Below are 10,100 nucleotides of genomic sequence, written 5' to 3'. Positions count from 1 at the left end.
ACGTGTTTTATTTTGCAACTAACATCATAAAGAAAAACTGTATGATTGGGAAGTAGGGATTTTCTCTGCTTCCCTTTTTATTTAGGAAAAATTCCTATTTTTGCCAATAATAATTATACACTAACTCCACTGGAAAATCGCAATTCCGATCAGCGCAAGCAGAAGCCCTCCCGCCTTTCTCCATTCAAACGGACTTTTGTCCATTCCAAAGAGTCCGAAAAGTTCAATGACATAAGCCACTATCAACTGCGCAATGACAATCAGAAGCGCCGCCTTTGCCGGCCCCAGCTGATCCATGCTTTTGATTACAGTCCAGGTGATGCCCGCACCAATGGCTCCTCCAAGCAGCATATACTTTGGCTGTACTTCCATCAGACTTCCAACGGAATCCCTGCCTGCAAAAAACCAGACGATCAGACAGACGATAAATGCAGAAAACTGGACCCACATATTACTGACCCACATTCCCGCCGTCTTCGTCACCTGTGTATTAAAAACACCCTGCACACTCATCAGCGCACCGGAAATCAATGCAATAATAAAACCGGTCATACCGGAAATCCCTCCTTTCTTCTATATAAGAAAGTAGTCTTTCCAGTATGCCGGTTTTTATTCTTTATTCCAGGATCTCATCCAGAATCCGTATCAGTTCGTCCACTTCTTTTTCTGTGATAATCAGAGGCGGTACAAACCGGATTACGTCACTTCCTGCGCTGATCAGAAGCAGTCCCTTTTCCAGTGCTTTTTTCGTCACTTCCGCCGGAGAAATACTGAGCTGTATTCCCTGCATCAGACCTTTTCCTTTGCAGGCCAGAATGCAGTCGTGTTTCTTTGCCAGTTCCTCAAGCTGTTTTTTCAGATAAGCTCCGATTTCCTTAACATGCTCCGGAATGTGTTTCTCTTCAAAGATCTCAACGGTCTTTGCCACAGCCGCACAGGCAAGCGGTCCGCCGCCGTAAGTCGTACCGTGGTCTCCCGGGGCAAGTGAATACTCTGCCACTTTCTCCGTCATGGCAAACGCCCCTACCGGGAATCCGCTTCCAATGGCTTTTGCCATAGTCATAATATCCGGACGCACGCCGTATTCCTGCCATGCAAAGAAGGAGCCGGTCCGGCCCATGCCGCACTGTACTTCATCGCAGATCATCAGAATAACGTTTTCATCACAGATCTTGCGGATTCCTTTCATGAATTCTTCCGTCGCCACGTTAATTCCGCCTTCGCCCTGCACCGGCTCTACAATGATGGCGCAGGTCCTGTCTGTCACCAGTGCTTTCACACTGTCCAGATCATTAAGCTTTGCAAACTTCACACCAGGAACAAGCGGCTCAAACGGCTCCTGATAAGCTTTGTGGCCTGTCACGGAAACAGAACCGAATCCCCGTCCGTGGAAAGATTCTTCCATGGCAATCCATTCAAATCTTCCACTCTTTTTTGTATAGGCGTATTTTCTTGATGCTTTCAATGCACCTTCCACCGCCTCGCCGCCACTGTTGCAGAAAAAGATCCGGTCCATCCCGGACACCCTCTTCAGCGCTTCTGCCGCCTCTTTTGTTCTTGTATGATAGTAAAGATTGGAAGTGTGGGCCAGCTTGTCAATCTGGCTTTTCAGAGCCTCATTCCACTCTTTATTTCCGTATCCGAGAGAATTTACCGCATATCCGGCCGCGAAATCCAGATAAGCTTTGCCCTCCGTATCGTACAGATACGCACCTTTTCCATACTCCAGGATCACTGGAGCCGGATTGTATGTGTGTACAAGCGCATTCTGTACGGAGTCCATATATGATTTATCCATGATAATACCGACACTCCTTGTCATTTAAAATTGCTGTACCAATTCCTTTGTTGGTAAAGATCTCAAGCAGCAGGCAATGCGGAATCCGGCCGTCCAGAATATGAATCCGGGAAACTCCGTTTTCCAGCGCATCGATGCAGCTTTTCAGCTTCGGAAGCATACCGCCTTCGATGTAGCCTTCATTGATCAGACGGATCGCGTCTTCTGCGGAAAGCTCCGGAATCAATGTTTCCGGATCTTTTGGATCTTTGTAGACACCTTCGATATCTGTCAGGAAGGCAAGTTTCTCCGCTTTCACCGCTTTTGCGATAGCACATGCAGCTTCGTCCGCATTGACATTGTATGCCTGGAAATCATTGTCCAGACCAACGGAGCAGACTACCGGAAGGAAATCTTTTTCCAGAAGGTCAAAGAGGATCTTCGGCTCTACGTCGCAGACGCTTCCTACATATCCGATGTCCTCGCCGTCCACGTATTTTTTCGTCACTTTCAGAAGTCCGCCGTCAATGCCGCTGACTCCGATGGATTTAATTCCAAGCTCTTCCACGAGCTGTACCAGCTTTTTGTTGACTTTGGAAAGTACCATCTCCGCAATCTCCATCGTCTCTTCGTCTGTTACGCGGAATCCGTTGACAAACTTTGTTTCCTTTCCGACTTTGTCAACCCACTTGCTGATCTCCTTGCCGCCGCCATGAACGATAATCGGCTTGAATCCACAGAGCTTTAACAGGACTACATCCTGGATGACTCTCTTTTCCTGTTCCTCATCGAGCATGGCGCTTCCGCCGTATTTTACTACGATGATCTTTCTGTTGAAACGCTGAATGTACGGGAGCGCTTCAATCAGCACTTCTGCCTTGTCCAGATATTTCTGCATACTCTTGTCCATTTTTCCTACCTCCTAGCTTCTGTAGTCCGCATTGATTTTAATATAATCATATGTAAGGTCGCATCCCCATGCAGATGCTTCTTCCGTTCCCATCTTGATGTCCGCAATGGCTGTCACTTCCGGCTGCGAGAGAATCTCTGTCGCTTTTTCCTCGCTGTAGGCAACAGCAGTACCGTTTTCCGTAATCTGAATCTTTCCTGCCTTGCTCTCGAAGAACAGATCAACCTTCTCCGGATCAAACTGTGCCCCTGAATATCCCATGGCGCAGAAGATTCGTCCCCAGTTGGCATCGTGTCCTGCAATGGCTGTCTTCGTAAGGTCAGAGCATACGATGGATTTTGCCAGGGTCTTTGCCTGCTCTTTTGTCTCGGCTCCGATGACTTTAGCCTCAAACAAAGCCGTGGCTCCCTCGCCGTCTCCTGCAATCTTCTTTGCCAGATAAACATTGATCTCATGAAGTGCCTGGCAGAATGCCTCATACTCCGGTGTTCCCTCTTTGATCTCCTCATTTCCGGCTGCTCCGTTTGCAAGGAGAAGTACGGTGTCATTTGTGGAGGTGTCTCCATCTACGGAGATCATGTTATAAGTATCCTGCACATCCGCGCTCAGCGCCTTCTGAAGCGCCTCTTTGGAAATGACTGCGTCTGTGGTTATGAAGCTTAACATCGTGCACATATTCGGATGAATCATTCCGGAACCTTTTGCCATTCCACCGATAGTCACTGTCACACCGCCAACTTCGATCTCAGCTGCCAGTTCCTTCTCTACGGTATCTGTCGTCATGATGGCTTTTGCCGCCAGTGTTCCATTCTCGATGGAATCATTCTTTTTCTCCGCAAGTGCTTTGACTCCTGCTTTCATACGGTCAATCGGGAGCTGGCGTCCGATCTCTCCGGTCGATCCAAGGGCTACGCTGTCCGCCGGAATTCCGAGTGCTTCCGCTGCCGCCCTGGCAGTCTCCTCACAGTAATACATTCCTTCTTCTCCGGTACAGGCATTTGCAATGCCGGAGTTAACAACGACAGCATGTACCGGTTTCCCGGAATCCACTACCTGACGGTCCCATTTCACCGGCGCTGCTTTTACGACATTCGTCGTGAATGTTCCTGCTGCCGCGCACGGCTTTTCACTGTAAATCAGTGCCATATCCGTCCTGCCCTCGTATTTGATCTTCGCTGCGGTGCTTGCTGCCTCAAATCCTTTTGCCTTTGTCACTCCGCCTTCTACTATCTTCATGTTCCCATCCTCCGTTCTGATCCCGGATTCTGCCCGGCATCTTTATTCTATAAATACTGTAATATTTTCTTCATTTAAAGTGAAATCATAATAATTCAGGTCTTCCCGTTTCGTCCATCCGATCCGGTTCCAGAATGCATTCCCGATATCATTTTGTGTAAAGGCAATCAGAGATACCTTGTTGATCCCCTCTGCCTGCAGCGCCCGCATGGACGCAGCCACCATCTGGCGCCCGATTCCGTGCTTGCGGTATGCCTCCTCTACACAGACATGGTAAAAGCATCCTCTTCTTCCATCGTGACCGCAGAGAATGCATCCTACGATCTTCCCGTCCTCTTCTGCCACTACACTGGTCGTCGGATTCCTCTTCAGGAAACGTTCCACGCCCTCTCTTGAGTCGTCGATGCTGCGGATTCCAAATCCATGAATCGTTTTCCAGAGGTGATACACCTGGTCATAATCCTCAATTGTCATTATCCGAATCTTCATTTTCTCTTACGGGAACATCGGTACGAGATTCAGTCCTTCGTTCTCCGGAAGACCAAACATCAGATTCATATTCTGTACCGCCTGTCCTGCTGCTCCTTTCACCAGATTGTCCATTGCTCCCATCATGATCACTCTGCCCGTCCGCGGGTCAAGCTGGAAGTTCACATCTACATAATTGCTGCCTTCCACCCATTTGGTCTGCGGGCAGATGCCTTTCTCAAGCACTCTTACGAACTGCTCATTCTCATAATAGCGGTCATAGACTGCTTTCACTTCTTCATAGGAAACTTCTTTCTTTAAGGAAGCATAGGCTGTCACCAGAATTCCCCGGTTCATCGGCACCAGATGCGGTGTAAAATTCAGGACTGTCTTTACACCGGATGCGTAGGTCAGCTGCTCCTCGATCTCCGGTGTGTGCCGGTGGGAAGCCACTCCGTATGCTTTGATGTTTTCATTCACTTCGCAGTAAAGATTGTCCACCTTTGCTCCTCTTCCCGCTCCGGATGTCCCGGACTTGGCATCGATAATCAGTGTATTCATATCGATCAGTCCTTCTTTTGCAAGCGGATAGATGGAGAGAATCGAACAGGTCGGATAGCATCCCGGATTGGCGAGAATCCGCGCCCCCTTGATCTGCTCCCGGTTGATCTCACAGAGTCCATACACCGCCTCCGGCAGAAACTGCGGGCTCTTGTGCTCGATCTTGTACCATTCCTCGTATACATTCTGATCTTTAATACGGAAATCCGCGCTTAAGTCAATCACTTTAACTTTGGAGAGAATGTCTTCATTTAATAAGGAAGCACAAAATCCCTGCGGCGTTGCTGTGAAGATCACATCCACCTGATCTGCGAGTTCTTCCATATTGTCATCCTTACAGACGTCCTCTACAATCTGAAACATATTCTGGTAAACTGCTGCGTATTTCTGATCGATATAACTTCTGGAACCGTACCATTTGATCTCCACGTCCTTGTGACCCATCAGGATCCGGACCAGTTCTCCTCCGGCATATCCAGTCGCTCCGATGATTCCTGCTTTTATCATGATTCTTTCGATCCTTTCTTTTCTTTCTATAGAATGCTCTGTTGGAATCGAGCTGTTTTGCTTGTAGTCTTTAGTATACAACCTTTTTTTTCCTTTCACAAGTATAAATACACATATTTTTTGTATAATTATTCTTCCTTTATGAATATTTTTTTGTGTATTATGCATTGCTCCTCGAAAAAACTTCTATTTTTATCTGATTTTCTACATTTTTCTGTTGCATAATTATAAAAAAAGGTGTATAGTAACACATGTGATTGACGAAAACAAAATTTCAGGAGGATATAGAATATGAAAGAAAAAGTTGTACTGGCGTACTCAGGCGGACTGGATACTACCGCTGTCATCCCGTGGCTGAAGGAAACATTTAACTATGATGTCATCTGCTGCTGTATCGACTGCGGTCAGGGAGAGGAGCTTGACGGACTGGAAGAACGTGCGAAAATGTCCGGCGCAAGCAAGCTTTATATTGAAAATATCGTAGATGAATTCTGCGAAGATTACATTATGCCTTGCGTACAGGCAGGCGCTGTTTATGAAAACAAATACCTGCTCGGTACTGCGATGGCTCGTCCGGGAATCGCAAAGAAACTTGTGGAAATCGCAAGAAAAGAAAATGCCGTAGCAATCTGCCACGGTGCAACCGGAAAAGGAAATGACCAGATCCGCTTTGAACTTGGAATCACTGCTCTCGCACCGGATCTGAAGATCATCGCTCCATGGAGAATGACAGATCTGTGGACCATGCAGTCCCGTGAAGATGAGATCGAATACTGCAAACAGCACGGCATTGATCTTCCATTTGATACAAAACACAGCTACAGCCGTGACCGGAACCTCTGGCACATCAGCCACGAAGGTCTGGAACTGGAAGATCCGTCCCAGGCTCCAAACTACGACGATCTGCTTGTACTTACCGTAACACCGGAAAAAGCACCGGATGAACCGGAAGAAGTGACCATGACATTCGAAAGCGGCGTACCAAAAACGCTGAACGGCAAAGAGATGAAAGTTTCCGAAATCATCACAGAGCTCAACAAACTCGGCGGAAAACACGGCATCGGTATCATCGATATCGTGGAAAACCGTGTTGTCGGCATGAAGTCCCGTGGTGTCTATGAAACTCCTGGCGGAACGATCCTGATGGAAGCACATCAGCAGCTGGAAGAACTCGTTCTCGACCGCGCTACCTATGAAGTGAAGAAAAACATGGGCAACAAACTCGCTCAGGTTGTCTACGAAGGAAAATGGTTTACACCGCTTCGTGAAGCAATCCAGGCATTCGTAACATCCACACAGAAATATGTGACAGGAGAAGTAAAATTCAAACTGTATAAAGGCAACATTATCAAAGCCGGAACAACCTCTCCATATTCTCTGTACAATGAATCACTTGCAAGCTTCACAACCGGCGATCTTTACGATCACCACGACGCTGACGGCTTCATCAACCTGTTCGGACTTCCGCTGAAAGTTCGTGCCATGAAGCTGATGGAAGAAAAGAATAATCAGAAATAATTCATAATCATGCATAATTATAAACCAGCTTCCGGGGAATGTTTATTCTCCGGAAGTTTTGGCATGTTTACGTATCAGAGGTGAAAAATATGATTTTACTCTACGCAACAACCAATCCTGCCAAACTCGATTCCATGAGGCGGGTACTAGATTCACTGTCCATCGAACTGACCGGACTTTGCGATCTGAATCTGCCCCTTCCTGATGTAGCAGAAACCGGGAAGAATCCTCTGGAAAATGCGGTTCTGAAAGCAAAGATCTACTACGAAGCATTCCATACCCCGCTTTTTTCCTGTGACAGCGGACTGTATGCCGGTTACCGTGCCTTTTTTGAGGCGCATTGCCGTGATGGGATGCGTTAATTTTTTCAGAAAACTGACACCTATTATCCATAAAATGTGTCTTTTGAGAAAAAGCACTGGAATTCCCGCTTCTATTCTGGTAAGATTATTAGAATCATACCTGTGAGGGAGGGAAAGAAAAATGGAAATCTTAACACTGAAACGACCGGACATTTCCTTTTCGGATGAGATCCACTCCTATCGTCAGGAGTTTCTCGATGCGGGGAGCCCTCTCAATGGCTGCGGCCCTCTGGCCGACATGGAAGATCCGGCAGAATGGGTAGCACACACAGTACGTTTTGAAAAGGGCGATGATATCCCTGAGGATATGGTACCATCGACTCAGTTTATCTATGTCAGAGAGTCTGACGGCAAAATCCTCGGTACCATCCAGATCCGTCACTCCTTTACTCCATTTCTGGAAACATACGGCGGACATATCGGCTACTCCATCCGTCCAAGCGAACGTCGTAAGGAATACGCAAAGCAGATGCTTCACGACTGTCTTCCATACTGCAAAGAACTCGGACTGGAAAAGGTAATGGTCTCCTGCGTGGATACCAATGTTGCAAGCCGGAAGACGATCCTTGCAAACGGCGGCGTTTATGACGGCACTGTCTGGGAACCGGAAGAACAGGTAAACTTTGAACGGTACTGGATTACAGTGGAATAAACGAATTTCCTTATAAGCTAAAAACGGACATTTGCAGACGCAACTGTCCGTTTTTTCATTTCCCTGCTATTTCATAAAAAATCTCTTGACTTATGTCCGAAATCGGATATAATGTACAATGTACGAAATCGGACAGGGAGGTGAGCATATGCACTACTTAGGAGCAGAACAATATACTTATTTGGCAGGCGAAATCAATGCTTTATATCATGAAGCCGCTGTAAAAGCGGGAATTTCAGACAGTGTTCAGAATATTTTATATGTACTCTGCGAGAAAGGTGGAAAATGTCTGCAAAGTGAGATCAGCAGACTCACAGGCATCAGCCGCCAGACCATCAATTCTGCCATCCGCAAGTTAGAAAAAGAAGAAATTGTATATCTGGAACAAGGGAAAGGCAGAAATACCATTCTCTGTCTGACTGAAAAAGGGCAGAAATTTTCATTAGAAAAAATCTATCCTTTACACGAAATCGAAAACAAAATCTGGAGTGAGTGGACTCCGGAAGAACAGCAACAATACCTGGCTCTTACGAAAAAATATCGTGACGGATTAAAGAAATATATGGAAGCCCTGCTATAAATACAGGGAAGAATGATCTTTGGAAGGGAGGTGGCTTGATGTCGGCATCAGTACGCTAAGGGGATTATCGTACTTGATATTGTCCCCTGTTTGAAAAACTATTTTGAAAATGAGAGGACAATTGAATATGAAAAAAATACAAAAGTGGAAATCACAATTTATCATCGTTGCATTAGGACAGGCAGTTTCCATGCTGGGCAGCCACGGTGTTCAGTTTGCCTTGATCTGGTGGCTTGCCGAGAAGACATCTTCGCCTTTCATGCTGGGAATATCAGGGCTTGTCGCCTATCTCCCGATGTCGTTATTCAGCCCGATTGCAGGAATTGCGGCAGACCGTTACAACCGAAAGTTTATCTCTATTTTTTCGGACATGGCAATGGGAATAACTGCACTGATTTACGCAGTGCTGTTGTACTTTTTTGACCTGCCTGTATGGACAGTATGTATTATGCTGTGTGTCAGAGGAATTGGCAGTACCTTTCAGCAGCCGGCAATACAATCCATTATTCCGCAGCTTGTACCAAAAGACCAGCTGATCAAAACCAATGGGTGGATGCAGCTTTTAAGTTCCGGTTCTTTCCTGATCGGGCCGGTAATCGGAGCGGTTTTATACTCGCTCTTCCCTATGTCCATCGTTTTGATGAGTGATGTGGCAGGCGCAATTTTAGCAAGCATAGCATTAGCCATTGTGAAAATCCCAAAGTTGGAAAAAACAGAAAACGAAGAACAGCATTTTGTTGCAGAAATCAAAGAGGGCTTACAGGTATTTAAAGAAGACAAAAGACTGTTTTACATTGTTGCCGCAGAAGCACTTTGCATGTTCTTTTACGCACCGCTCTCTTCTTTTTATCCATTGATGACAAGCGATTATTTTCAGTTGTCAGCCATGCACGGCAGTGCTGTGGAGCTGTCCTTTGCCGTCGGCATGATGGTAGCATCCCTCCTGTTTTCCAGCGTTTTAAAAGTAGAACGTAAAATCAGAGTTTCTTTTATCGGTCTGTTTGGAATGGGGAGCACATCTCTGATCTGCGGCGTCATACCTCCGACTTATGTTGGCTGGTTCTTCTTTGCAGCAAGCTGTATCTGCCTGGGCGCTTCCGGAAATGTTCATACAATTCCACTGACTGCTTATATACAGGAAACCGTTGCTCCCGAAAAAATGGGACGGGCATTTTCGGTACTTACTTTGATTTCTTCCGTTACAATGCCGATTGGATTACTTTTCAGCAGTCCGATAGCAGAACAAGTAGGCGTGAATGTCTGGTTTTTCATTTCCGGCCTTTGCATGATTCTGCTGACCAGCCTTGTGTTTATCCGGTATTCGGTAAAAACAGAGGCATCAGAAAAAAGGTATAATGAGGAAAAGACAAATTAGAAATCCTGATTCACTAAAATCTCTAAAATAAAAAATAGGCTACGCCTATTCAACTCCCCTGCCCCTCAATCATGAGGGGGTTGGGGCTTTCTTTTTGTTACATTTTCGTTCATAATAGTTTTATGAATATCTTACAAAAAATTTTTACTGACTA

11 protein-coding genes are annotated in these 10,100 nt (G+C 46.2%); 5 read left to right on the top strand and 6 right to left on the bottom strand.

The genetic code is table 11. The features are described 5' to 3' along the window. Positions 1-120: 120 nt before the first annotated feature. From Selli1_RS17300 to argC, 6 genes are all read right to left on the bottom strand, one after another. Positions 121-552, bottom strand: coding sequence for a DMT family transporter (locus tag Selli1_RS17300; protein WP_281874272.1), 432 nt, complete (start codon positions 550-552; stop codon positions 121-123). Between the two features lie 64 nt (positions 553-616). Next, positions 617-1,798 (bottom strand): aspartate aminotransferase family protein, encoded by a 1,182-nt coding sequence (locus Selli1_RS17295; RefSeq protein ID WP_281844534.1) that lies wholly within the window; start codon positions 1,796-1,798, stop codon positions 617-619. After that, positions 1,791-2,687: an acetylglutamate kinase gene (gene argB, locus Selli1_RS17290; protein WP_087167394.1), complete on the bottom strand. Its 897-nt coding sequence runs from the start codon at positions 2,685-2,687 to the stop codon at positions 1,791-1,793. The genes Selli1_RS17295 and argB overlap by 8 nt, the downstream gene beginning before the upstream one ends. Before the next feature lie 12 nt (positions 2,688-2,699). Continuing rightward, positions 2,700-3,923, bottom strand: a complete 1,224-nt coding sequence (gene argJ / locus Selli1_RS17285) for a bifunctional glutamate N-acetyltransferase/amino-acid acetyltransferase ArgJ (protein WP_087167395.1) — start codon at positions 3,921-3,923, stop codon at positions 2,700-2,702. Positions 3,924-3,965: 42 nt separating this feature from the next. Next, positions 3,966-4,397, bottom strand: coding sequence for a GNAT family N-acetyltransferase (locus Selli1_RS17280; protein ID WP_330616779.1), 432 nt, complete (start codon positions 4,395-4,397; stop codon positions 3,966-3,968). A gap of 21 nt (positions 4,398-4,418) precedes the next feature. Then, on the bottom strand, positions 4,419-5,459 hold the full coding sequence (argC, locus tag Selli1_RS17275) for an N-acetyl-gamma-glutamyl-phosphate reductase (RefSeq protein WP_087167521.1): 1,041 nt from the start codon (positions 5,457-5,459) through the stop codon (positions 4,419-4,421). Positions 5,460-5,750: 291 nt separating this feature from the next. On the opposite strand from argC, the gene Selli1_RS17270 reads away from it, so the two are divergent. The 5 genes from Selli1_RS17270 to Selli1_RS17250 all read left to right on the top strand — a co-directional run bounded on the left by Selli1_RS17270 (position 5,751) and on the right by Selli1_RS17250 (position 9,946). Beyond that, entirely contained in the window at positions 5,751-6,977 is a 1,227-nt protein-coding gene (locus tag Selli1_RS17270) for an argininosuccinate synthase (RefSeq protein WP_087253010.1), read from the top strand. Between the two features lie 89 nt (positions 6,978-7,066). Beyond that, positions 7,067-7,339: a non-canonical purine NTP pyrophosphatase gene (locus Selli1_RS17265; protein ID WP_281844533.1), complete on the top strand. Its 273-nt coding sequence runs from the start codon at positions 7,067-7,069 to the stop codon at positions 7,337-7,339. Between the two features lie 121 nt (positions 7,340-7,460). After that, positions 7,461-7,991: a GNAT family N-acetyltransferase gene (locus Selli1_RS17260; protein ID WP_281844532.1), complete on the top strand. Its 531-nt coding sequence runs from the start codon at positions 7,461-7,463 to the stop codon at positions 7,989-7,991. Positions 7,992-8,139: 148 nt separating this feature from the next. After that, positions 8,140-8,571 (top strand): MarR family winged helix-turn-helix transcriptional regulator, encoded by a 432-nt coding sequence (locus tag Selli1_RS17255; RefSeq protein ID WP_118635746.1) that lies wholly within the window; start codon positions 8,140-8,142, stop codon positions 8,569-8,571. Positions 8,572-8,698: 127 nt separating this feature from the next. After that, positions 8,699-9,946 carry an MFS transporter gene (locus Selli1_RS17250; protein WP_281844531.1) on the top strand — a complete coding sequence of 416 codons (1,248 nt, stop codon included), beginning with the start codon at positions 8,699-8,701 and terminating at the stop codon, positions 9,944-9,946. The last annotated feature ends 154 nt before the right edge of the window (positions 9,947-10,100 follow it).

Source organism: Sellimonas catena (assembly GCF_027924685.1).
GTDB lineage: Bacteria > Bacillota > Clostridia > Lachnospirales > Lachnospiraceae > Sellimonas > Sellimonas catena.
Note: the sequence above shows the minus strand (reverse complement) of the source record. Positions and strands in the feature narration are given on the sequence as shown.